Origin of the sequence: Pseudomonas sp. Irchel s3b2 (assembly GCF_900187445.1) — a bacterium.
Lineage (GTDB): Bacteria > Pseudomonadota > Gammaproteobacteria > Pseudomonadales > Pseudomonadaceae > Aquipseudomonas.
This window is the reverse complement of record NZ_FYEB01000024.1, coordinates 1-23,832: the sequence shown is the minus strand read 5'-3', so window position 1 is coordinate 23,832 and position 23,832 is coordinate 1. Positions and strand designations below refer to the sequence as shown.

The following is a 23,832-nucleotide window of genomic DNA, read 5'->3' as shown; positions in this document are numbered from 1 at the left end:
TCACTATTCGTGCCATCACCTGTCGTGAACTAGCCCTCCCAGTATTTGAACAACACGCTGGCGTTCACGCCGCCAAATCCGAAGCCGTTGGACATCGCGTACTCAATCGCCATTGGCCGTGCCTGACCGTGAACAATGTCCACGCCTTGGGTGGCCGGATCCGGGTTATCGAAGTTAAGCGTGGCCGGCACCACCTGATCGCGAAGCGCCAACAGGGTGAAGATCGCCTCGATCCCGCCAGCAGCGCCGAGCAAATGCCCGGTCGCGGACTTGGTCGCTGTCACGGCTATGTTGTTGTCCGAGCCGAACAACGACTTGATGGCCGCCAATTCCCCCAAATCCCCAACCGGGGTAGAAGTGGCGTGAGCGTTGAGATGCTGCACCTGCGCTGGCGAAATGCCCGCTTGGGCCAACGCCAGCGACATCGCCCGTCGTGCACCGCTGCCATCTTCAGGCCCCGCTGTCAGGTGATAGGCATCAGCACTGGTGCCATAACCGACCACCTCGGCCAACGGCTGAGCGCCGCGCGCCAGGGCATGTTCCAGGGATTCGATCACCAGAAGGCCCGACCCCTCACCCATCACAAAGCCATCGCGACCACTGTCGAACGGCCGGGAGGCGCGCTCCGGGGTGTCGTTGTAACCGCTGGACAAGGCCCGAGCCGCCGCGAACCCCGCGAGGCTGACCCGATCGATCGCCGCCTCCGCCCCGCCGCACACCGCAATGTCCGCCTCGCCACATCGAATCAGCCGCGCCGCGTCACCAATCGCCTGAACCCCGGCCGCGCACGCTGTTACCGGAGCTCCCAAAGGGCCCTTGAAACCGTGCTCGATCGACACATGGCCCGCCGCAAGGTTGACCAGAAACGAAGGAATGGTGAACGGCGACAAACGTCGCGGACCACGGCTGTCGGTGGTGCGCACCGCATCGGCAATCGCGCCGAAACCACCCACGCCCGAGCCGATAATGGTGGCAGTGCGCTCCTGGGCATTGGCGTCTAGCGCTTGCCAACCAGCCTGCTCCAGCGCCTGACGCGCCGCTTCCATGGCAAACACTATGAAGCGGTCCATCTTCTTCTGTTCTTTAGGTGACGTTGCCCGATCCGGGTCAAAACCCGCCTCGGGATCTTCCGCCAGGGACTGCACCGCGCCACCGACCTTCGCCGGCAGATCGGCAACTACCTCGTCCGGCAACGCCCGTAACCCGGAACGCCCGGCCAACAGACGCGCCCAAACCTCTTCGACGCCGCTACCCAACGGCGACACCAGGCCCATGCCCGTGACTACTACTCGACGATTACTCATAGCGCAAATACCTCAAGCCGATTCATGGCACCTCACTTGTAACGCGTGGCGGCCGTACTTCTGGACAGATTCGGCGCCATCGCATGACGCGCCGCCATAAAGGCCTCCCACTCGGAGGCATTCGGCAAGGAAGGAATGGTGATCAACTCACCCTGATCCAGACCCGACAATGCTGCATCGACCATCTCCCCCGCTTCCATGATCATGTCCGCCGGAATCTGGGTCGCATCGATACCGGAGCGCTCCAGAATCTCGGTGCGTGTTACGCCCGGCAACACCGCTTGAACCTGAACCCCGGTGCCCTGCAGTTCAGCGTTCAACGACTGAGTCAGGCTCAACACGTAAGCTTTGCTTGCGCTGTACGTCGCATTGAACCGCTCCGGAAACAACGCCACCACGGATGCGATGTTAATGATCGTCCCGCGACCCGCCTTGGAAAAACCGGCCGCCGCCGCCGAGGCCAGGCGCGTCACCGAGATGACGTTCAGTTGAATCAAACGTTCCAGCTGATCCATATCCGCATTGGCGAGCAAACCATCCGCCGCGACACCGGCGTTGTTCAGCAACAGGCTGATAGTTGAATCGCTGCGCAGACGCTGCTCAAGCTTCAGCACATCATCCTTTAGCGTCAGATCCGCCTTCAGCACCTCTACCTGAACACCATGCGCGGCGCGCAACTTGCTCGCGGCGGCCTCCAGCCGTTCCAGATCACGGGCCACCAGCAACAAATCAAAACCACGCGCCGCCAACCGCTCTGCGTAAACCGCACCAATGCCGGAAGAAGCACCGGTGACGAGGGCCGTACCTTGGGTCTGGACAGAATTCATGACAATGCTCCTGGAGGATGCGTGAGGAAGGCGAGCGCCTAAAGTCAGGGCGCTTCAGCGAATGACGAATTTATTATAGGCATAATTTAAGTGTCATATGATAGCCGTAATTTTTCGCCCTCCGATGAAAGGCTGTCAGATCACCCTCTGCGGCAATAAACAAAAAGGCCGGTCAATGACCGGCCTCTTGGCATGGACTTACAAGCTTAGTTCACTTCCAGCTTCTCGCGATTCTTGTCCAGAATGGCTTTGCCGATCCCTTTCACTTCCAACAATTCGTCGACAGACGAAAATGGCCCATTACTCTCACGATACGCAACAATCGCCTTGGCCTTCGCCTCACCGATCCCGGACAACTCGCGCTGCAGAGTCGGCGCATCGGCCCCATTGAGATCGACCTTGGCGGTTTGAGCCTTGGCGGCAACGTCCAGCATCAAGGGTGCCTTGGCAGCCTCTGGCGCAACCGTCGGCGCAGCGATGGCCGCAATAGAGGCGCTGGTGAGCAGGGCAAAAATCAGAGAGTAGAAATAGCCAGTACGCATAAATGAAGCTCCATGACATCGATTGAGAAAGCAGCTTTTCCGAAGCTGCCTCCTAAACTTAGGCGATGTAATGGAGCTGTCAAAAATGTGTCCGTTACAGGATGTGAAACAATCAGGGCTCGAGACGGCGTTGCTGGTGGATCCAGTCAACGATCTCCCCATCGGGGGTGTAGCCACTGACCGTTTCGCGCAGGAGCTGGCGCACACGGGAATAATCATCCTGCTCGACAGCCAACAACAGCTCGGTCAAACGGCCCTTGAGCACGTCCCAGGGCAGGTGGTCTTCATTGGCGGTCATGATCATCGGATGCGGCGTCGCTGCGACGTTATCACCGATCAGTAACTCTTCGTAAAGCTTCTCGCCCGGACGCAGGCCAGTGAACTCAATAGAAATGTCACCGTGCAGGTTCTTCTCCGAACGGATGCTCAAACCGGACAGGTGAATCATCTTCTCCGCTAATTCGACGATCTTCACCGGTTCGCCCATGTCCAGCACGAACACATCGCCCCCCTGCCCCATGGAACCGGCCTGAATCACCAGTTGCGCGGCCTCGGGGATGGTCATGAAGTAGCGAGTGATCTTCGGGTGCGTGACCGTCAGCGGACCACCGGACTTGATCTGGCTATGGAACAACGGAATCACCGAACCGGACGACCCCAACACATTGCCAAAACGCACCATGGTGAAACGGGTTTTATTGACCCGGGATACATTGGCCTTGTCACCAAACAATACCGGGGCGATTTCACGACTAAGGGCCTGAAGGGTCAACTCCGCCAGACGCTTGGTGCTGCCCATGATGTTGGTCGGACGTACGGCTTTATCGGTGGAGATCAGCACGAAGTTGGCCACACCCGACTGCAAGGCAGCCTGAGCGGTGTTCAATGTGCCGATGACATTGTTGAGCACGCCTTCAGCGATATTGTGCTCTACCATTGGCACATGTTTATAAGCAGCCGCGTGATAGACAGTATCTACGCGCCAGGTCTTCATCACATCGAGCAGCTTGTGCGGGTGACGGATGGAACCGAGTATGGGCAACAACTTGACCGACACCGACTCACGGCAGCCGCGCTGCTCCAGCTCCGACAGAATGCTGTAGAGATTGAATTCACTGTGCTCGAACAACAAAAGCGTGGTCGGGCCAAGGGAGAAAATCTGCCGGCACAACTCCGAACCGATCGAACCGCCGGCGCCAGTCACCATCACTGTCTTGCCTTTGATACAACGCTCAAGCAAATCGGCCTGCGCTGGCACGGCATCACGCCCCAGCAAGTCAGCGATATCCACTTCCTGAATGTCTTCAACCTTGACCCGGCCGCTGGCCAGATCGGTGAAGTTCGGCACGCTTCGTACGTGAAGGGGATAATCTTCCAGGAGATTGAGGATTTCCCGGCGTCGTGCGCGGGTGGATGACGGTAGGGCCAGGAGGATTTCCTGGGCGCCGGTGACATCGATCATCTGTTGAATGTGTTTGGGTTTGTAGACCTTGAGGCCTGAGATAGAGCGATCGGCGATACTGGAATCGTCGTCGATAAATGCCACTGGGCGCATCACCCGGCCCATGCGCAAGGCAGCAACCAACTGATTGCCTGCCACGCCTGCGCCGTAGATGGCGACTTTGGTGAGACCGTCGTCGCGGTTGGTGAACGGCACGTGCTGCGCGGCGGTGAACCAGTCGCCCATGAAGTACTGGCGCATACACAGGCGCAGGCCGCCGATGATGACGAGGCTTAGCCACCAGTAGTTGAAGATGATGGAGCGTGGGACGACAGTCTGGTGGTTGCTGTACCAGTAGACGACGAGTGCCAGGATCAGCGACGAAAGGCTGACAGCCTTAATGATGGCTATCAGGGCATCGTTGCCAAAATAGCGCATGACCGCTCGGTACATGCCGAAGCGGATGAATAAAGGAATGGCTACAACCGGCGCGCAGGCGAAGAGCCAGAAGTGGACCTTCAGGGGGTTGTACATATCGTCGATGCCCAGCCTCACGATGAATGCAAGCCAGAGAGCCAGCCATACGAGTACTGTATCGGTTATGACTTGCAGGAGCCTTTTGTGCCTACGTGGCAATGCAAGCAAAAAAGTTCGAATTTTATCCATAAATACTCAACCGTTCAGACCTGGTGCTCCCTGGAGCGAGAGCCCTCTTCAGCATACGAAATCCAACCCCGCCGCCGTACGTCTTACCTCAATCATCGATAAATGATAGGTCACTCAAAGTTTTTCATACACGCACGCACAAGAAAAAACGAAGCGGACGTGTCGTTGACCTTCAAAAAATCCATCTTAAGGAATGGGTGGATACAAAAAAACAGCCGAATGGAATCTGCCTGTCCGTCGGGCACCGGACGGATAGAAAAAAATCACTCGCAAGGGCGAAAGTAACCCTTGCGCCGCTGCGGAGTGATATCGACGCTGAGGGCACCTGCCGTCCAACTCTCGTTTCCGGAGTACTCCATCACTTGACCAACCACCACCGACCTCTCACGCCTCGATGAGCGGGAATCGCGGATCGGAAAAACACGACGTCTATGGTACATTAACGAGCAACCACGTTTTCACCAAGGACCACACAAAGGTCGCTTGGCAGGCGCTTGGAGTTCTCCCTTCTCTATCAAGTCAACATTTAGAATACCTGATGGTCGAGACTGTCTATTTATGAAACTGCGGGACCTTCCGACGCCGATTGCCCCCTACGCTGCTGAAAGCGACGAACATCGCAGACCTCCATGTGCACGCCCAGGTCATGGCAGCTTCTGGTGTTTTGAGCGTCCAATCATTCCACAATCGATTGATACCACATACGAAGCTTTTACACCGAACAAAAACTGTGCCAATCCTTACCCCGCGGAGTCTTTTTCCTAATGCAGAGTTATGCAATTTCTCCCCTCGAAATTTTCAGGTCCAGCTGGAGAAATCGTAGATTAATTAGTGCACTGACAAAACGAGAGGTCGTTGGCCGGTATCAAGGCTCGCTCTTCGGCCTGCTCTGGTCACTGTTCAATCCAATACTGACTCTGGCTGTATACACCTTTGTTTTCAGCGTAGTGTTCAAAGCGCGCTGGAGTGGCGGTAGTGACTCCAAAGCCGAGTTTGCACTTGTGCTTTTTGCCGGATTGCTGGTATTCAATCTTTTTTCCGAGAATATCAATCGGGCACCTGGGCTGATTCTTTCTAATACCAACTATGTGAAGAAGGTGATTTTCCCTCTGGAAATCCTTCCTATCATTTCGCTGTGCGCGGCACTTTTCCATACCGTGATCAGCTTGGTGGTCTGGCTTGCGTTCTACAGTATTTTTATTTCGCTACCGCCACTGACCATTTTTCTTACTCCGATAGTACTCATCCCCATCGTGCTTATCTCCATGGGGGCTGGATGGCTGCTGTCATCGCTCGGTGTATTTTTCAGGGACGTTTCGCAGTTCATCGGGATCTTCACCACCGCTCTGCTGTTCATGTCACCGGTCTTTTACCCTGTATCCGCGTTGCCAGTGGATTATCAAAAATTCCTGTACTACAACCCATTAACCCCCTCCATAGAATTTATCAGGGACGTCATGATTCAAGGCGTGATCCCGAATCCAAGGGAGTTTTCCCTGTACTTTCTGGGCAGCCTCGTTTTTGCCTTGATCAGTTTCGCCTGGTTCCAAAAAACCCGTAAAGGATTTGCTGATGTCCTCTGAACTCGCGATAAAAGTCGAAGGTATTCACAAGTGCTTTCATATATATGAAGAACCGCGTGATCGATTTAAGCAATTCATCTTTCCTTTGACGCAAAGCCTGCTGCGGTTGGAAAGGAAAAATTATTACCGTGAGTTCTGGGCACTTAAGGACATCTCGTTCGAGGTTCGCAAAGGCGAAATCATCGGAATAATCGGGCGCAACGGTGCTGGCAAATCAACGTTGCTTCAGATTATTTGCGGGACACTGAACAGCACCTCTGGCACCACTCAAGTCAACGGTCGAGTGGCGGCATTGCTGGAACTGGGCGCAGGATTCAATCCCGAGTTCAGCGGTCGCGAAAACATCTATCTCAATGGCAGCATTCTTGGTTTGACCAAGGCTGAAATCGACGCCCGATACGATGAAATCATCGACTTCGCCGACATCGGTTCTTTTATCGAACAACCGGTAAAGACCTATTCGAGCGGCATGTATGTACGTCTCGCCTTTGCGGTACAGGCCTGCATCGAACCGGATATCCTGATCGTCGATGAAGCGCTGGCCGTCGGGGATATCGGCTTTCAATACAAGTGCTTTAAGCGAATTGAAAAGCTGCGCGATCGAGGCACAACCATTTTAATGGTAACCCACTCTACCGGTAGCATTTTGGAGTACGCCAACCGTTGCTTGGTCATCGACAATGGACGTGTCATCACCGACACCGAAGATGTCTTGTCTGCCGTGTTGACATATGAAAAAGGCATGGTCGCCACACAAGCCAAGTCCAACCCATCCTTCGCACCGCATGAGTCCACCGGTAGCTATTCCCTAGAGCAACTCAAACACTTCCAGGCCTCGGAACTTAATAGCGAAACTGGTGAGAAACGATTCGGTTCGGCGCGGGCAATTATTAAAAGCCTCGATATATTCAGAATGGACGGCAGCAACCTTTCCGAACGCCCGATCATCAAGTCCGGTGAAGAGCTGCGTTTTTCCTTCGTGATCGCTTCTTCAGAGGAGATCGAAGACGTAGCGCTGGGAATATCGCTCAGTAAAGCTCAAGGGGGAGATATCTGGGGGGATAACAACCTGAGCGCTGGTACCGTGATCAAGCTTCGTAAAGGGCAAAGTAAAATCGAATACGTGGTTCGGCTACCCCTCAGCGCGAGTGAATACCTGATCCATTGTGGATTATCGTGTGCACATCTCGGGAAACGAGAAGAGCTTGACCAGCGACGTCCTATGCAACGCCTGCGTTTCTGGACACCCCGCGAACAAGTGGGCGTCGTCTACTCTCCAATCACCGTCAACGTAATAGATGCCTAATGCTGACCATATTTCTTCCTCCCTTCCCGTTCCGAGGCCTGGAAGCCCCTTATCTTTGGGTCTTCTATAAGTTTGTGCATGAGTCTGAAGAGGCTCTACACTTCCTGATGTCGCCGTCTTATCTTCAGAGTGGACAACACTTTGTCGATGCTCAGCGCTGGGAGGTCGAAGCTGCATCCTACGATCACCTAGGATACAGTTTGCCGTCCGAGGACGTATTGGCAAAACACCACTTCAGCCACTTTAACGACGATGTCTTTGTCCAGCTGATGGAGAGTTCGGGCAACAATCCGACCCTTGCCTTCAAGCGATTGTTGACCGAACGTATTCCTTTTCTAGAAAAAGCCATCGAAGCGATGCTGTTTACCTCCGAGCGGCAAAAAGCTGAGGCGATAGTTACATGCATAAACTGCCCTTCTCTCGAGGCAGTCGCTGAGGCGAAAGGTGTTCCGGTCATCCATATTGAGCTAGGTCCTTTGCGAGCACCAAACTATCGCTGGACGGCGTATTTTGATTTCAGTGGCGTCAATGGAAACACCGAGGCGAATAGCCGCTTTCAGAAAGTCGCCTCTACCTTTGGTGATCAACCGACGACTGTTGAGAAACTCAGAGAGTTTTTTATAGCTTGCGACTATGACTTTGTTCCGAGCACCCCTGACGACAGCGTTGGCGTGCCCCTGCAGGTAGAAGATGATTCCAACCTGATTGCCTACTCGAATGGCTATGACAATAATTCTCTGATTGCCTACGCTAGATATCTCGAGAAAAAAGACCTGCTCATACGCGCTCATCCTAATAGCCAGTTTGCGCTAAAAATAACTAACTCCAAAATAGACGACTCGACCAACAGCATAGAGTTTATTGGAAAGTGCAGAGAGATTATAACCATCAATTCCAGTGTAGGACTGGAGGCGCTGCTATTCGAACGAAAGGTAACCGCGCTGGGCGATAATTCCTTTGCTTTTATAAATCAAGCAACGTCTGAACAGGACAAAGTAAATCGTCTCGGATTTTACTTATTTTCCTACCTGATCCCTTTCGATGCCGCCTTCAGCCCTTCTTACATTCGATTCAGATTGCAGAATCCGTCTGAACTCGAAATATTGAAATGGCATATGAAGAGCTATGGATATGACTCCGAAAAGTGCACTTCTCTAGCAGAAATAATTCACGACGGGACTACGCAACACATCATGGAAAAAATCACACAGTTAAGAACACAAATGTCAGAGGAGATCGCAACGCTTACAGCGAGAAACCAACGGATATTATCCGAGCACCAACAGGCGTTGACTGAGCAACAACATGCCTTGACTGAACAACGTGCACTGTCAGAAGAAAACCAACAGTTGCTTGAGCAAAATCAAAAACTGCTAGAAGAGCAGGAAGATCTCGTCCGTAATAACGCGCTTATCGTCGAGCAGTATGAGCGAAATATTCGAGACGAACAGGCCCGCCTGGCTACAATTCTCAGCAGCTCTTCATGGAAAGTGACCAAACCGCTTCGCTACAGCAGAAGACTCGTGGCGGCACTTTTGCATAGCACTTCAACTTATGCTAGGCATGCCAAACGCATTTTCAGCACAATAAAATCAGACCCTAAAATTTTGTTGCGCTTAGTACGCCACATCAACGAACATGGCCTTAAAGCAACCCTTAAGCGCTCAACTCAGACGCTTGAGGTTAACTTTGTAGCTAGCACTGGCGGTATCAAACTAAGCAAACAGACCACTACTTACATTCTAACTACGAAACATTGCATTTTCGTTGCAGAATTGATCAAACGCAACTTGGAAAGGGCTGGATTTCCCGCCGACCTCATTTTTGAAGCTCCGGCAACTGGGTTCGAATCCTCGCTGCACTTTGTTATTTGCCCACAAATCTTCACGTCGTTACCAGGAACTTACATCGCCTTTCAGATGGAACAATCTGTCAGCTCACGCTGGTTTGAAGAAAGCTATTTGCGCACGCTTGAAAACTCTTACGCCATCTTTGATTATTCGACTCTCAACATCCAATTCCTTCAAGATAAAGGTTTAAGCCTTAAGCAGATCTATTACACCCCGATATCCTATATCCCCGACTATGCGACAACAGCGCCTGTAGAAAAAGAATATGACATTCTTTTTTACGGCGATGCAAACAATGAAAGGCGCCAGAAATACCTGACAGCGCTTAAAAGAAAATACAAAATCAAAGTAATTAGCAACATATTTGGCAAAACACTTTACAACGAAATCGCGAAAGCAAAACTCATTGTCAATATTCATTACTATGAGGGCGCGCTTCTCGAAACGACCCGTATTTATGAGTGCCTATCCAAAGATGCTTTAATTGTCTCAGAAAGTAGTTCGGACATCGAAGAACATAATAACCTTCAGAATATCGTCGATTTCACGGAGATCGGCGATATCGATGAGATGATGGCGCACGTTGATTATTGGTTGGCCGATGATGCACGGCGCGAACAAAAAATCGCGCTCAACAGAGAAGCCCTGCGCGCCGCTCCAGATGAGTTCGAATATTACTTCCAGCGCTTCTTGCTCGCGACAGACCACATCGATTTCGATACCTTCTACGACATCGCAGGCCACAATATCGAGTTCAAAACGGATTACGTGTGCCTTGGCCTACCTGAATCGACAGAGCGCAGAAAAGACTTCGAGAAGGATAATAAAACCGGCTTCCAGTACTTCCCGGGGCTACGCCACAGCGCTGGCTGGATCGGTTGCGGGCTCAGCTACAAGTTCATCTTGCGCAAAGCCCACGAGCAAAAATTCAAAAACATCACTGTCTGCGAAGATGACGTCGAGTTTTTGAACGATTGGAAAGAACGCTTTGATCAGATCCACGAACATCTGGAAACGCAGGGTGAGAGCTGGGATATATTCGCTGGTTTGATAGCCAACCTACACGCTGACACTAACATCAAAGCAATCGATAAGTTTGACGACTTTGAACTTATACACATTGACAAAATGATCAGCATGGTTCTCAACACCTACAATGCAAGAGTATTCCAAAAGGTAATGGAGTGGGACGAAAGCTTCCGCGATCCGTATAAAAACACCATTGATCGCTTCATTGAAGAGCAGGTGAATATTGACGTTATTACCACAGCCCCTTTTCTTGTAGGCCACAAAGAAGAGCTCATGTCGACATTGTGGGGCTTTAAAAACAGCCAATATACGGACATAATTGCTGATAGTGCGAAACGGCTACAAGAGAAGGTCAACGTTTTCAAGGCACAAAACGATAAAGCACTTTCCGAAAACAGCCCCAAACCCTAACGGAGTCAGGTGGTAGCCTTTACTCGACAGAGGATACCACCCGCACTCACCGCATCTCCAGACGATCACCTTGGCAAGCCTCGAGCATAGAAGACTTTGAGGCCTTGCTGCCCTAGAACTACGTGCCGCAAATTCCAAGATAGCCAAGGATCCCTACCTTTAAAATGTGGGGTTCATGGAGCGCTTACACTCCCCCTGTGTCAGGGTAGTTGTCGTGTCCGATAATGAAGGGCCTGATCGCACGCTCTGCCATATTAGCAAGTAACCGGCTTCGGTGTAGCACACCAACTTGATCCAGTTGCTGGCCAGGTAGCTGATGGCTTTGCCCAGTGCATTTTGCGCCGTCACTTGTAGCTGGGTTTTCTCCAGCCATGTTTGCATGGCAGGCTGTTTTGCTATCGGCTTTCGTGGCGATGTTCATCGCTGGCTTCTTTTATATCTCGCTCAATACCAACAGCTTGTTGATCAGGTTCAGGGCGATATCGGCACGCCCGGTTTTACCTTTAGGCTGCACCTTCGCACCTTCTGCGTCTCGACAAACTTGCGTCGCGCATGTGCCCAACAGCCTAAACGTTCGACGCCGGATTGCGCGCCCAAGGCGTTATAACCAGCGTAAACATCGGTCATCAGGTAGCCGCGATAACCTTCGAGCAGGCGCGATGGCACTTCCCGCGCCCGGCTGGTCGAGTAGTCAAGAATGATCACCGGCTGATCCGGCGGCCCGCCGGTTTGAACCCACATCCAGGATTGGCTGGTCGGCTCTCGATCAGGCTCTTTCAGCACCTGCACGCACGTTTCGTCGCAGCGGATGACATGACTTTCCAGCAGCCGATCACGCATCAAGTCGAGCAAGGGTTGCAGGTGTTTCAGCGTACCAACGTCTGGTGTGGGATATCGATACCGTGGCGGCCCAGCACTTTTTCGAAACAATGAAGCGGTAAACCGTCGACGTAGTTGGTGGTCAGCAGCATCGCAAGATCTTTTGGGCTGGCCGTGCTCTTTTCAATCAACTGAGCCCGGGGTGTCCTCCGTAAATGGCGCCACTTGGCAGTCCCGGAACCATAAACTTTACGAACATTTTTGATCACTCGGATTTGCATCGGCGCGATCTAAAGCTGCTCGCTGACTTCTTCGCCAATGCGGACGGTTATGCTAGAGGTCGAAACCATCGAGCCTCCAGTTGGACCTCAGAATGATCGCTTCGTCAGCAGCAAGCTTATGTGCGAAACGCTCGAATTCGAGGCGTTTGCGCCTCAGACGGAACGGGTGACGATTCAGAAAAGAAAGTACGAAATCGAACACTGCAATTTTGATATCCAGCTCAACCGAGTCCACGGGCGCGGGGTAGAGGAAGATTTTTCGAATTTCTCTCCGCAGAGGACCAAACGCCGCTGATCTTGATGGGTTCGAAACTCCTAAGCGACGGAATATTGGCAAACAAATGAAGCATTCAAAAATGTAAATCTTCTTACAAAGTAGATACAATCTGCAAAAATCATGCGCTATGCAGGAAGCACGAAATGAAGCTGTCAGCGATACTTAAAAGAGAAAATAACAACCTAGATGTATTTAGAATACTGGCAGCAATAATGGTCATATATGGCCATGCCTATGCACTTCTTCCAAACAACGGCCAATCAGACTTCATAGGGAGAATGCTTGAATATGATTACTCTGGATCTCTAGCGGTTAAGATATTTTTCTTCCTCAGCGGGTTAGTTGTTACAAATAGCCTTATATCTAAAGGTAACGCCTATGAGTTTGTCATATCAAGACTATTTAGAATCTGGCCAGCGTTAATAACAACGATAATCATATGCACAGTTATCATTGGACCGATACTAAGCACAAAGACAATAGAGGAGTATTTTTCAGACCCATCAACTGCAAGCTATATAACGGGCAATATATCACTTCATACAAACTATGCACTTCCAGGGGTTTTTGAATTTAATAAATATCCAAATACGGTTAACGGATCTCTCTGGACAATCCCGTATGAAGTTTATGCATACGTGACTCTCCTATCACTTTTCATGATAGGCATATCCAGAAGCCACGCTCTCGCTATTTTCACGTTCGTAATTATAGCAGCGGCACCCATATTAAAGTTTGATTTTATATATAACGTATTCCCGACAAATCATGAAACCCTGATGCTTGGCCCATGCTTTGCGTATGGGTCAATCATGGCGATACTTAAAGAAAATATCAATATTAATATCAGCACCGCCATTGGATCATGGACGCTATTTTTTATCCTTAAAGGATCAAAAATTGAGATGTACGCGCTATACTCAGCGATTTTCATTACGATTATATATCTATCGAGCACCGCCGCACTTCTCAAGATAAAACCCAACCATGACATCTCATATGGGGTTTACTTGTGGGGATTCCCAGTACAACAAATCCTTTCAATATATATTTCTGAATACGGGATCCTGGCCAATCAGATTATCGCAATAATAATAAGCTGCATTCTTGGGTATATTTCCTGGATACTAATTGAAAAGAAATGCATAAAAATCGGTTCGTTACTTTTCAAAAAAACAAGCAACATAAATTTCAAATTGATCAATCGACAAACAACAGATATTGGAGCATAAAAACATCCCACCCCAAGTCTAGACCACCATAACGATATTGCTGTCGACAGCCCCCAACTGTCGCACAGCATTTCTAACTTGAGAAGTTCAAGCTTCACCTTGATAGCTCTATACGCGAAAAACGGCTAGATCTGTGCCGAAGAAATTTTTCTCGATGACGATGATTCGTGAAGCATTCTGAGGTTAGTGGGGCGTGCGCTTCGTCATGAACCATGCAGCCTGTTTCATTAATAGCTAGTACTGGACAACCATTGCACATAAGAAGTGTAAAGGTTGTAGGATCGACATCAGCCAGGTTTCTGTATTGGCGTCCACGGGCCACACTAAGCACAAGCGCCAGCATCACTTTCTCTGTTGAGCCTGCCGCTACGCGGCCGGATTGTAGTAGACGCTTCCGGAGAAGCGCAGCATAGCGTATCTCCAGTGGGTCATCACTTTTCTCCAGGCAAAAAAAAACCGCAGATGGCGGTTATTGAGTAAAATATGCGAATTTTGCGATTCGCACGATTGGTGGAATTTTGATGAGTATCGGAAAATGGCTATCTGAATTAGTTAAAAATAAGGCAACAGACAAAACAAACAACTTCCTATACATCAGATTACTTGCTTCAACCATGGTAGTTGCCGGACATTCTCTTGGATTATCGAAAGAATATACGAAAGAGGCCATGAGCCACTTAACGATTTTAGGCTTTCCCATTCACGGACTAGGAGTTCTTATATTTTTTTCATTGAGCGGATACCTTATAACTGCAAGTATGTGCAACAGCAAGTCCATTATCGATTTTTTCTCCTCGAGAATATTAAGAATTTTTCCAGCACTTATAGTCTGCGTAATGATTACCGCACTCATTTTAGGGCCAACAATATCAACCCTTTCTCTTGCTGAGTATTTTTCCACTCCAGGCACATGGAGTTACATCCTAACAAATGGATCTCTCTCCACGACTGTGTTCTTTTTGCCAGGGATTGAGAAGAGTGTAAATGGCAGCCTTTGGACCATTCCAATCGAAGGTCGTTTGTACATTATTATTGGGGTCCTTGGACTGCTATCAATAGTAAAAAGTCGCGTGGCATTCATCGCCGCTATCGCAACGATTCTATATGCAATTTCCGAGAATTTATCAACACAAATTCCGGGCTCCAAGGACAACATAAACATCGTAATGTGTTTTTTCATTGGAGCTGCATTCTACATCCTGCGAAGTAATATTCTGATATCCCCGTACATCGCAACTGCACTCGCTCTACTCAGTTACTTCCTCAAAGGAACAATGCTAGGAATGCCGATACTATTCACCACGATAGCGTATGTAGTCTTGCTATTCGGATATAGCAAAAAAATACCCAAACCAAAATTAATATCAGATTTCTCATATGGAATTTATTTGTATGCCTTCGTCATACAATCAACGATTTTACACTACATACCTGACATTGCTGCAGTCTATCTAGCGATCATCTCAATCCCTCTATCTTGGATCGCCGGTGCGATATCATGGAAATTCATAGAAAAGCCCATGTTATCGCTAAAAAGAAAGTACCTAGAGTTAAGAGCCGAGAAAGCTATGCTTGGTCAGTAATTTTTGGGTTCTTCGAAGACTGTCATGTTCAAAATGGTTAACAGGATACGTCACTGCGCCACGAACTGGTGCGTTTGTCAGGCCTCAGGAGAACGTCTCTTAGGTACCATAGGACTGCCCGTTACAGAAGCCACGACGAACATGACATCTACGTCTTGGATGGTGGAGTTTATGCCCACCATTGGCCTTGAGCTATGAGCTTAAACGTCACACGGAATAATTTATGAAATGCGCTCTCGTAAAGCGAGGAACTTTCTTTCATAAAACTCATAAATTAAAAATGCTGTAAAAAACGTCATCATCACATAAAGACCCCAGAGTAATACGCACGACATTACCGACAATGATTGCACCGGAAAAAAGTATCTAATCGACAATAGCACTGGTAAATTGGTCAGGTATGCCGAAAACGACCACTTGGCAATTCTTGACACCACAGCATCTACGAACGATGGAATCTTAACATTCATGCCCAACACTATCAGCCCAGCACATCCGAGCGATGCAAAATTAAAAAGAAAAATCCTGAAAAACACGCTTTGATTCAAATATGAATCTGGTTGCGCAGCAATATAAACAGCAACAAAAAATAGCGGAAACAGAAGAAGCGAGAACTTTTGAAATATACGTTTCCAATGCCAAAGATATGCATACCCCCAAGCAATTAACACCCCAACCATCAGCGCATCCAATCTCAACAATGATATTTTCCTTACACCGTCATCAAAAGTTGGATTCCCACTTAAAACAATATATCCGCGCGCACCAACCGAAAAGAACAGAATAGTAAGAGCAGTATTCAATATAGCAAGCCGCGGATTTTTCAAAACCAGTAAAAAGCCACCGACTACAAGGGGAGTGATTAAGTAGAACATCTCTTCCACCGCCAGGCTCCAGGCTTCTGGAAAGAATGAGGGATGCTGCCAAGCAAGATTTTGCGAAAATGTCAGATATAAAAACAGATTCGGCATCGCATCCGGACGAATGCTGAAAAGTAATAAAATATTGATAACAACAAATAACACATAGTTAGGAACAGTCCTAAACCAGCGCCTTATCCAAAAGTTTCGCACCCATCCAAAATTGGTTTCAGCGGACTCAACCTTGCTGATCATGATCGAGCCAATGAGAAAACCAGATAAAACAAAAAACAATTCAACACCCAAGAAGCCTCCAAACTTGAATGTCTGTGTCCAAGGTGCGACAGGAATCAAAAACCATCGACCATGTGACAATAAGACTAAACAGATAGCCAGCGCGCGACATACGTCCAGCCAAGGGACTCGGTTCTTCATTCTTCATTCCTTGGTGGAATTGATCAATCACGGGAGGATTAAAATCGGGAGGCTCTGAACGTTAATCGTCCGCTGCCAACTCCAGGCTACCGGCTCTGAATAGGCAGGCCACGCCGATTAACGGCAAATAGGCGAGAAGCACCCCAAACAAAGGCTCCAAGCGCTGCAAGCCGACCAGCAAGCCTATCGGCCATAACCATAGAAGATTAATGGCAACGACCGCGACGGTCACTTTCTTATGACTTTTGAAAAGACGTGAGGCGTATTGATAGGCATGACTGCGATGAGCTTGGGAAACCGCATCCCCACGGATCAAACGCCGGAGCAAGGTCCAAGTGGCGTCGACAATAAATGCCCCCAGCATAATTACCCAGACCCAGAGCAATTGTGGGGCTACCCAAGCAGCACTCAGTGATAACACAGCAAGGATCAATCCAAGAAAACCACTACCCGCATCTCCCATGAATATTTTTGCAGGCGGGAAGTTCCAGCAAAAAAAACCTGCAACCGCTCCCGCAAGCATTAAGGGTGCCCAGGCAATTGCAGCGTGGCCGGCAAGCCAATAGATCATGGCAGCACCGACACATGCACAGATTGCTTCGGCGCTCGCTAATCCGTCGATTCCGTCCATGAAGTTGTAAAGATTAAGCATCCAGACCAGATAAATAGCCGCCAGAATATTCCCAAACCACCCAAGATCGATCGTGCTATCAAAAAATGTGAGTGGTGCAAGTCCGTTAAGCCAGAAGAGCGCCCACGCGGCTGCGATGAAGTGCCCTAATAGACGCCATCGAGCAGCGATATGCCCATGATCGTCGGCAAATCCAATAATCGCCACCAGTAATCCGGAACCGAGTAATGCGTAAAATTCGACCGAACTCATCAGGTTCAGACCCGCAAGGAACGGAAGCGCGCACACGAAACTTACAACGATGGCCACACCGCCTCCCCGTGGTGTCGGGACGGAATGCGAACTGCGTGCATTGGGTATGTCTATCAAGCTTTTGGCCAAGGCATAACGACGCAGCAATAGCGTCAAAAACCAGGAAGCGACGAATACTGCAAGTAGCGCCCACCAAAAAGTCATTTAGTTTGCTTTTCCAGATAATGGCCAGCGGTCTGACGCATGGCTTTTTCGATGTTTACGGGCGGTGACCAGCCCAGTAATTCGCGATTTTTACTAATATCGACCTGCAACGATCCACAAATGCGCAGCGCAATGGTCTGCTTGCCAAATGCCAATGCCCCGAACTTCAGCAGCCACTCGGGCAACGGTAGCAACCAGGCCCTTTTTCCTAGGGCAAACGCCAGGCGTCGTAGCAACTGAGTGGTAGACAAGTCCTCATTATCGCTGACCAGAAAAATCTGATTGGCCGCAGCCGGATGATCAATGCAGGTGACAATCAAATCGACCAGATTTCCAATCGCAACCAAGCTCCGCTGATTGCCAATCGCTCCCAATGGCAATGGAATACCTTTATTGAGCCAGCCCAGCATACTCAGAAAATTAGCCCTCACTCCCGGACCGTAGACCAGTGGCGGGCGAATGATGACAATTTCCATGCCGGTGTCGAGACCAAGTTGCTTCAACGCCTCTTCAGCTTCGTACTTGGATACACCATAGGGATCGGCCGGGGCTGGGAGATCATTAGCCTTGAATGGTTTACCCAAGACAGTACTTTCACCATTGACCTTGATCGAACTGATGAAAATGAAGCGTTTTACCCCGGACTCAGCTGCACGCCGTGCCAGTCGAAGGGTCCCCTCCACATTGACTTTACGAAACTCGGTCAAGGCATCTATGGCAGTTTCATTCATCACGTGTACGCGAGCGGCAGCATGGATGACGACTTGCACACCATTGAGGTCGGGCAACGCTTTTGAACCCGTCAGCTCAAGAGGAACAACCGCGCACAGCCCATTCAGCCGCGTTGCGCCGCGTGCCGCTGCAACGGGGATGAATTTCTTGTCCAGCAACAGCCTGAAAACCACTGCTTCGCCAACAAATCCACTTGCCCCGGTCACCAATACCTTTGGGGCTTTCATTTAGCTTTGTACCCCATCAACGCGGTAGCCCAACAAATAAAAAAGAAGAACACTTTGTCACGCACCCGACGCCGACATTGCCAAGCACTGAAAGACAGTTTTATTAGTTGCCAATGACGTAGATGCAGCCATGCTTTGACAAAAGGGTCCGAATCTTGCCCGACCAGACAAGTAATCATCCGCACCTGATTGAACCACCAACCGTCATGAATCGTTTTGTAACGAGAAATCAATGGGCTCAAACCCCTATTGGCACCTACCTGATTACGCTCATGTTGGCGATAGTCCATGGATGGCAACGGGTCGATATACCAGCGATAGCCATGACTGCGGGCAAAAGCGTAGCAATACCAGTCATGCAAAGTAACTTCCTGCAGATGCTGCCAATTCTCAAGCATCGCCGCTTTCAAAGACTCTGCCAGCTTTTTGCTAAACACATAAGTACAACCCGGACCCGCAGCTTCGAACAGGTAGTCCCATTCAACCTGGGGTTGAGCCTTGTCTAACATGTGGGTGCTGCCATCCGACCAGAAAGCCGTAACGTTGCTGGAGTAGGCATCGACCTGGCGAGTTTGAATGGCGTCGACTGCACGCTTCAGTTTGTTTTTGTGCCAAATGTCATCCTGGTCGGCAAAGGCAATAAAATCGAAGGAGCCGAAGTCGACATCACGAATCAATCGAAAGAAGTTACGCGAGGCCCCGCCGAATCTACCGGCGTCCGGTAGAACGACTACCTGGTGATGCTCTGCTGCATAAGCCGCGCACCAGGCTGCGGTACCGTCAGTGGAGGAGTCAATGCTGATGTGTACGGTAACGTCTACGTCAGACTGAGCAAGGATCGAGGCCAGTTGCTCCTCGATCCAATGCATACCGTTGTAGGCAGCCAGTAAAACTGCAACCTTGGGAGATTTTACTGGCATGCCATTCCTGCTTGCATGATTTGAACACTGGAGAGAGATAGCTCTCGTCTTAGCGAGAAGGCGAGTCCAGCAGTTTCTGCAGGTACTGACCGTAGCCAGTCTTCTTCAGAGCATCAGCTTGAGTACCCAGCTGCTCGGCACTAATCCAGCCATTGTGGTAAGCAATCTCTTCCAGGCACGCCACTTTCAGGCCTTGGCGCTGCTCGATGGTGTGCACGAAGTGACTGGCTTCCAGCAACGAATCATGGGTACCGGTATCCAGCCAGGCGAAGCCACGGCCGAGCATTTCGACATTGAGGGTCTTCTGCTCGAGATAGGCACGGTTAACGTCGGTAATTTCCAGTTCGCCACGTGGGGATGGCTTGATGTTCTTGGCGATTTCGACGACCTGGTTGTCGTAGAAATACAGGCCGGTCACCGCGTAGCTGGATTTCGGCTTCAGCGGCTTCTCTTCGATGCTAAGGGCACGGCCGGCAGCGTCGAATTCGACGACACCAAAACGCTCTGGATCCGATACGTGATAGCCGAATACGGTCGCACCATGCTCTTGAGTGCTGGCGGAGCGCAGGTTCTCCGAGAAGTGCTGACCGTAGAAGATGTTGTCGCCGAGGATCAGGCAGCAAGGATCTTTGCCGATGAATTCTTCGCCAATGATGAAGGCTTGTGCCAGACCGTCTGGACTAGGCTGCTCAGCGTAAGTCAGCTTGATGCCGTACAGGCTGCCATCGCCCAGCAATTTGCGGAAGTTCGGCAGGTCTTCAGGGGTGGAGATAATCAGGATTTCGCGCATGCCGGCGAGCATCAGCACCGATAGCGGATAGAAGATCATCGGCTTGTCGTAGATCGGCAGCATCTGCTTGGACACGCCGAGGGTCAACGGGTGCAGACGAGTGCCCGAGCCGCCAGCGAGGATGATGCCTTTACGATTTGTCGTGGTCATTTATTCAGGACTTCCATAAGCATTCGGGTGACACCACTTTTCCAATCCGGCAAGTGCAGAGAAAAATTGTCGCGCAGCTTCTGTGTATTCAACCGTGAGTTCAGAGGACGACGCGCCGGAGTTGGGTAAGCAGTAGTGTCGATCGGATTGATCGTCGTGACGGCGAGCTCTTCGCCGTTGGCCTTGGCAAAACCGATCACATGGCAGGCATAGCCGTGCCAGGACACTTCGCCGCTGGCCGCCAGATGATACAGGCCCGCCAGTTCAGGGCGCTGCAGGACTTGCTGAATGGCCAATGCCGTCACGTCGGCGATCAGATCTGCACCGGTCGGGGCGCCGATCTGGTCGGCAATGACGCTCAGGGTGTCGCGGTCCTTGGCCAGACGCAGCATGGTCTTGGCAAAGTTGTTGCCGCGAGCGCCATAGACCCAGCTAGTGCGGAAGATCAGGTGCTTGCAGCCCGAAGCGGTAATCGCTTGCTCGCCGGCCAGTTTGCTGGCGCCGTAGTGATTCACCGGGGCGACGGCATCTGTCTCTTGCCATGGCTTCAGGCCTTCACCGCTGAACACATAGTCGGTCGAATAGTGAATCAGCCAGGCATCCAGGGATGCAGCCTCTTCAGCCATGACCCGACTCGCCTGACCGTTCACGCGGTCGGCCAGCTCAGTCTCGGACTCGGCTTTATCGACGGCGGTGTAGGCCGCAGCGTTGACGATGACGTCAGGCTTGACCTGGCGGATCGTCGCGCGCAGTGCGTCGAGGTCAGACAGGTCGCCACTCAAACCATCGACCGGGTGACGGTCCAGGGCGATCAATTCGCCAAGCGGTGCAAGGGCGCGTTGCAGTTCCCAGCCCACTTGGCCGTTTTTTCCCAACAGGAGAATTTTCATGCTTTGTCCGAACGATCCGTGTAGTTTTGGTCGATCCATTGCTGGTAGCTGCCGCTCTTCACGTGAGCTACCCATTCAGTGTTGTTCAGGTACCACTCGACGGTCTTGCGAATACCGGTTTCAAAGGTTTCTTCCGGGGTCCAGCCCAACTCGCGCTGAATTTTGCTGGCGTCGATCGCGTAGCGCTGGTCGTGGCCCGGGCGATCCTGAACGTAGGTGATCAGGCTGGCATGCGGACGATGAGCGGAGTCTGGACGCAGTTCGTCGAGCAGTGCGCACAGGGTATGCACCACTTCGATGTTTTGCTTCTCGTTGTGGCCGCCGATGTTGTAGGTCTCGCCGATCACGCCTTCGGTCACGACCTTGTAGAGTGCGCGGGCGTGGTCTTCGACATAGAGCCAATCACGAACCTGGTTGCCCTTGCCGTAAACCGGCAGCGGCTTGCCTTCCAGTGCGTTGAGGATGATCAGCGGGATCAACTTCTCAGGGAAGTGGCACGGACCGTAGTTGTTCGAGCAGTTGGTGACCAGGGTCGGCAGGCCGTAGGTACGAGCCCAGGCGCGAACTAGGTGATCGGAGCTGGCCTTGCTGGCCGAGTACGGCGAGCTTGGCTGATACGGCGTGGTTTCGGTGAAGAGGTCTTCCGGACCTTCGAGGTCTCCGTAGACTTCGTCGGTGGAAATATGGTGAAAGCGGAAGTTGGCTTTGCGCGCATCATCCAGTGCCGCCCAATAGTGGCGTGCTGCTTCCAGCAAGGTGTAGGTGCCGATGATGTTGGTCTGGATGAATTCAGACGGACCGGAGATCGAGCGGTCAACGTGGGACTCTGCGGCCAGGTGCATGATGGCATCCGGTTGGTGTTCACGCAGGACACGGTCCACTTGATCACGGTCGCAGATGTCGACGCGTTCGAACACATAACGCGAGTTCTGGCTGACTTCAGCCAGCGATTCAAGGTTACCGGCATAAGTCAGTTTATCGACGTTAACGACAGAATCGTTAGTGTTGGAGATGATATGACGAATGACTGCCGAGCCGATAAACCCGGCGCCGCCGGTTACTAGAATTTTCACGCGAACCATACCCTTAAGTTGCTGACAGGGCCGCCAACCGCGCACTGTCTAATCCATGAATGCAAAAGCCATCAAGCCCGCCGTGGCTTCTGACAGAGTCAGTCTGAACCGATACGGGAATACCCTATCGACCAAGCGCAGCATTTTACAGCTTAATGAAGGTTTTACTAATGGATATGGACAAGCTGTGGCGCAAATTCGGCGCGCACAACGGGTTTGTTTGCAATCAGACAAGGCGCTTGCGTGAGGCTCTGGACGTACGCCCCAGAAACCAGCCAAGAATCGGCCCGATCACCATGCCAATCAGCAGCGCAATCACCATGATCAGTGAAACTGGCAACTGTGGGCCTGCCCAGCCTAGAAACAACAGTGACACGCCTTGCTGGTTCTCAAGAACGAACGCCAGGATCGTTAGAACGAGCAACAGGACAAATACAGCGAGAAGTACGCGCTTGAGGTTATGCATCAGCGGTTCCTTGAAGTGCAGCAGCTGTCAAAGCCCTTCCTCCTCGTCCTCGTTCACACGATCACGCAGTTCTTTGCCTGGCTTGAAATGCGGAACGAACTTGCCGTCGAGGCTGACGGACTGACCGGTTTTAGGATTGCGACCAACGCGCGGTGCGCGATAGTGCAGAGAGAAGCTGCCAAAACCACGGATCTCGATTCGATCACCAGTGGCCAGACATTGGGACATTTGCTCAAGCATGGTCTTGATGGCCAGCTCCACATCCTTGGATGAGAGCAGCCCTTGATGGGTGACAATTCGTTCGATCAACTCCGACTTCGTCATATTTTTCCCTTCTTTTTCAAGCAGCTAGATCAGCGCTTCAAAGGTTTTAGCATGCCCGGAGGAATTTGAACAGCCCGAGTTCTTGACATATATTTCCCGGCAATGAGATGCCCGATTTCAGAGCACCGCAAGCGTGCTCAAGCCCCGTATTCATCTACAGATAACCAGCATGGTGCGCGTCAGATAACCCGCAGGATTGAAGCCGAAAGGGAATTCATCTTCCTCCTTCGCGTCATCGGACCTTACGACAACTTTATAACCTGCGCCTTTGCACTCCCTGGCGGCGCGCTTGTGGCACTTCTCCCATCCGGAGCCCAACCCTGAACAGTCGATCTCTATACCACTAACTCCGCGCACCGCATGAGTCTTGGCGCTAGTGGTACAGCCTGCCAATGTCAGTACTGCTATCACGACAATGAGCTTATTCATTTATTTCCTTTTACCAGGCGGATCGTCCAACGCTCGTTCACTTCAGACTAAGACTAGCCTTGAATAGACGATTGACCTGCATGAAGTTACAGACAGCTTATGTAGATCGTTGGTTTCACGAAAGAAATATTGGTAGCGCCACCATCCTTCCCGGATTCACCAAATCGCAGAATCGAGTAGGAGGCGGATTTACATCCGCCGTCCTCTCACACCACCGTACATACGGTTCCGTATACGGCGGTTCAGGTTATGCAGCTAAGCCGGTTGATCGTATCCAGTATTGAGACCAGACCAAGGT

20 protein-coding genes and 1 pseudogene are annotated in these 23,832 nt (G+C 50.9%); 6 read left to right on the top strand and 15 right to left on the bottom strand.

Annotation, left to right across the window (positions count from 1 at the left end):
* Positions 1 to 29: 29 nt before the first annotated feature.
* The 4 genes from fabF to CKW20_RS28195 form a co-directional block, all read right to left on the bottom strand.
* Positions 30 to 1,304 carry a beta-ketoacyl-ACP synthase II gene (fabF, locus tag CKW20_RS28210; RefSeq protein WP_095055812.1) on the bottom strand — a complete coding sequence of 425 codons (1,275 nt, stop codon included), beginning with the start codon at positions 1,302 to 1,304 and terminating at the stop codon, positions 30 to 32.
* Positions 1,305 to 1,336: 32 nt separating this feature from the next.
* Positions 1,337 to 2,131, bottom strand: a complete 795-nt coding sequence (locus CKW20_RS28205) for an SDR family oxidoreductase (protein ID WP_095055811.1) — start codon at positions 2,129 to 2,131, stop codon at positions 1,337 to 1,339.
* Between the two features lie 206 nt (positions 2,132 to 2,337).
* Positions 2,338 to 2,673 carry a helix-hairpin-helix domain-containing protein gene (locus CKW20_RS28200; RefSeq protein ID WP_095055810.1) on the bottom strand — a complete coding sequence of 112 codons (336 nt, stop codon included), beginning with the start codon at positions 2,671 to 2,673 and terminating at the stop codon, positions 2,338 to 2,340.
* Between the two features lie 112 nt (positions 2,674 to 2,785).
* Positions 2,786 to 4,780 carry a nucleoside-diphosphate sugar epimerase/dehydratase gene (locus CKW20_RS28195; protein ID WP_095055809.1) on the bottom strand — a complete coding sequence of 665 codons (1,995 nt, stop codon included), beginning with the start codon at positions 4,778 to 4,780 and terminating at the stop codon, positions 2,786 to 2,788.
* A gap of 764 nt (positions 4,781 to 5,544) precedes the next feature.
* Here CKW20_RS28195 and CKW20_RS28190 point away from each other — a divergent pair.
* Genes CKW20_RS28190 through CKW20_RS28180 form a run of 3 tightly spaced genes read left to right on the top strand, consistent with a single transcriptional unit; the run spans position 5,545 to position 10,959 of the window.
* Positions 5,545 to 6,363, top strand: coding sequence for an ABC transporter permease (locus tag CKW20_RS28190; RefSeq protein ID WP_095055808.1), 819 nt, complete (start codon positions 5,545 to 5,547; stop codon positions 6,361 to 6,363).
* The gene (locus CKW20_RS28185; RefSeq protein WP_218228020.1) at positions 6,353 to 7,669 is read left to right on the top strand and encodes an ABC transporter ATP-binding protein; all 1,317 of its coding nucleotides are present in this window, start codon (positions 6,353 to 6,355) and stop codon (positions 7,667 to 7,669) included. The genes CKW20_RS28190 and CKW20_RS28185 overlap by 11 nt, the downstream gene beginning before the upstream one ends.
* A complete protein-coding gene (locus tag CKW20_RS28180) occupies positions 7,669 to 10,959 on the top strand; it encodes a hypothetical protein (RefSeq protein WP_095055807.1) in 3,291 nt (1,096 codons plus the stop codon). The genes CKW20_RS28185 and CKW20_RS28180 overlap by 1 nt, the downstream gene beginning before the upstream one ends.
* A gap of 217 nt (positions 10,960 to 11,176) precedes the next feature.
* On the opposite strand, the pseudogene CKW20_RS28175 reads toward CKW20_RS28180, so the two are convergent.
* Positions 11,177 to 12,098 (bottom strand): annotated as a pseudogene (locus CKW20_RS28175) (IS66 family transposase); the annotation flags it as partial.
* 10 nt (positions 12,099 to 12,108) lie between these two features.
* Between CKW20_RS28175 and CKW20_RS29675 the strand changes: the two are divergent.
* From CKW20_RS29675 to CKW20_RS28160, 3 genes are all read left to right on the top strand, one after another.
* On the top strand, positions 12,109 to 12,354 hold the full coding sequence (locus CKW20_RS29675; protein ID WP_176466971.1) for a hypothetical protein: 246 nt from the start codon (positions 12,109 to 12,111) through the stop codon (positions 12,352 to 12,354).
* 125 nt (positions 12,355 to 12,479) lie between these two features.
* The gene (locus CKW20_RS28165; protein WP_095055805.1) at positions 12,480 to 13,568 is read left to right on the top strand and encodes an acyltransferase; all 1,089 of its coding nucleotides are present in this window, start codon (positions 12,480 to 12,482) and stop codon (positions 13,566 to 13,568) included.
* Between the two features lie 521 nt (positions 13,569 to 14,089).
* Complete coding sequence (locus CKW20_RS28160; protein WP_095055804.1) at positions 14,090 to 15,151, top strand: acyltransferase; 1,062 nt, start codon at positions 14,090 to 14,092, stop codon at positions 15,149 to 15,151.
* A 221-nt stretch (positions 15,152 to 15,372) separates the two neighbouring features.
* Here the strand turns inward: CKW20_RS28160 and CKW20_RS28155 are convergent, their stop codons facing one another.
* The 10 genes from CKW20_RS28155 to CKW20_RS28110 form a co-directional block, all read right to left on the bottom strand.
* Complete coding sequence (locus tag CKW20_RS28155; RefSeq protein ID WP_095055803.1) at positions 15,373 to 16,446, bottom strand: acyltransferase; 1,074 nt, start codon at positions 16,444 to 16,446, stop codon at positions 15,373 to 15,375.
* Positions 16,447 to 16,507: 61 nt separating this feature from the next.
* Entirely contained in the window at positions 16,508 to 17,533 is a 1,026-nt protein-coding gene (locus CKW20_RS28150) for a glycosyltransferase family 4 protein (RefSeq protein ID WP_095055802.1), read from the bottom strand.
* Complete coding sequence (locus CKW20_RS28145; protein WP_095055801.1) at positions 17,530 to 18,492, bottom strand: SDR family oxidoreductase; 963 nt, start codon at positions 18,490 to 18,492, stop codon at positions 17,530 to 17,532. The genes CKW20_RS28150 and CKW20_RS28145 overlap by 4 nt, the downstream gene beginning before the upstream one ends.
* The gene (locus CKW20_RS28140; RefSeq protein ID WP_095055800.1) at positions 18,489 to 19,412 is read right to left on the bottom strand and encodes a glycosyltransferase; all 924 of its coding nucleotides are present in this window, start codon (positions 19,410 to 19,412) and stop codon (positions 18,489 to 18,491) included. The genes CKW20_RS28145 and CKW20_RS28140 overlap by 4 nt, the downstream gene beginning before the upstream one ends.
* 49 nt (positions 19,413 to 19,461) lie before the next feature.
* Positions 19,462 to 20,352, bottom strand: coding sequence for a glucose-1-phosphate thymidylyltransferase RfbA (gene rfbA / locus CKW20_RS28135; RefSeq protein WP_095055799.1), 891 nt, complete (start codon positions 20,350 to 20,352; stop codon positions 19,462 to 19,464).
* The gene (rfbD, locus tag CKW20_RS28130) at positions 20,349 to 21,242 is read right to left on the bottom strand and encodes a dTDP-4-dehydrorhamnose reductase (RefSeq protein ID WP_095055798.1); all 894 of its coding nucleotides are present in this window, start codon (positions 21,240 to 21,242) and stop codon (positions 20,349 to 20,351) included. The genes rfbA and rfbD overlap by 4 nt, the downstream gene beginning before the upstream one ends.
* Complete coding sequence (gene rfbB, locus CKW20_RS28125; RefSeq protein ID WP_095055846.1) at positions 21,239 to 22,315, bottom strand: dTDP-glucose 4,6-dehydratase; 1,077 nt, start codon at positions 22,313 to 22,315, stop codon at positions 21,239 to 21,241. Before rfbB ends, rfbD begins: the two co-directional genes overlap by 4 nt.
* A 226-nt stretch (positions 22,316 to 22,541) precedes the next feature.
* Positions 22,542 to 22,781, bottom strand: coding sequence for a LapA family protein (locus tag CKW20_RS28120; protein ID WP_095055797.1), 240 nt, complete (start codon positions 22,779 to 22,781; stop codon positions 22,542 to 22,544).
* A gap of 27 nt (positions 22,782 to 22,808) precedes the next feature.
* Positions 22,809 to 23,105, bottom strand: a complete 297-nt coding sequence (gene ihfB, locus CKW20_RS28115) for an integration host factor subunit beta (RefSeq protein ID WP_003369729.1) — start codon at positions 23,103 to 23,105, stop codon at positions 22,809 to 22,811.
* Positions 23,106 to 23,255: 150 nt separating this feature from the next.
* The gene (locus CKW20_RS28110; protein WP_030128737.1) at positions 23,256 to 23,534 is read right to left on the bottom strand and encodes a hypothetical protein; all 279 of its coding nucleotides are present in this window, start codon (positions 23,532 to 23,534) and stop codon (positions 23,256 to 23,258) included.
* Positions 23,535 to 23,832 lie beyond the last annotated feature (298 nt).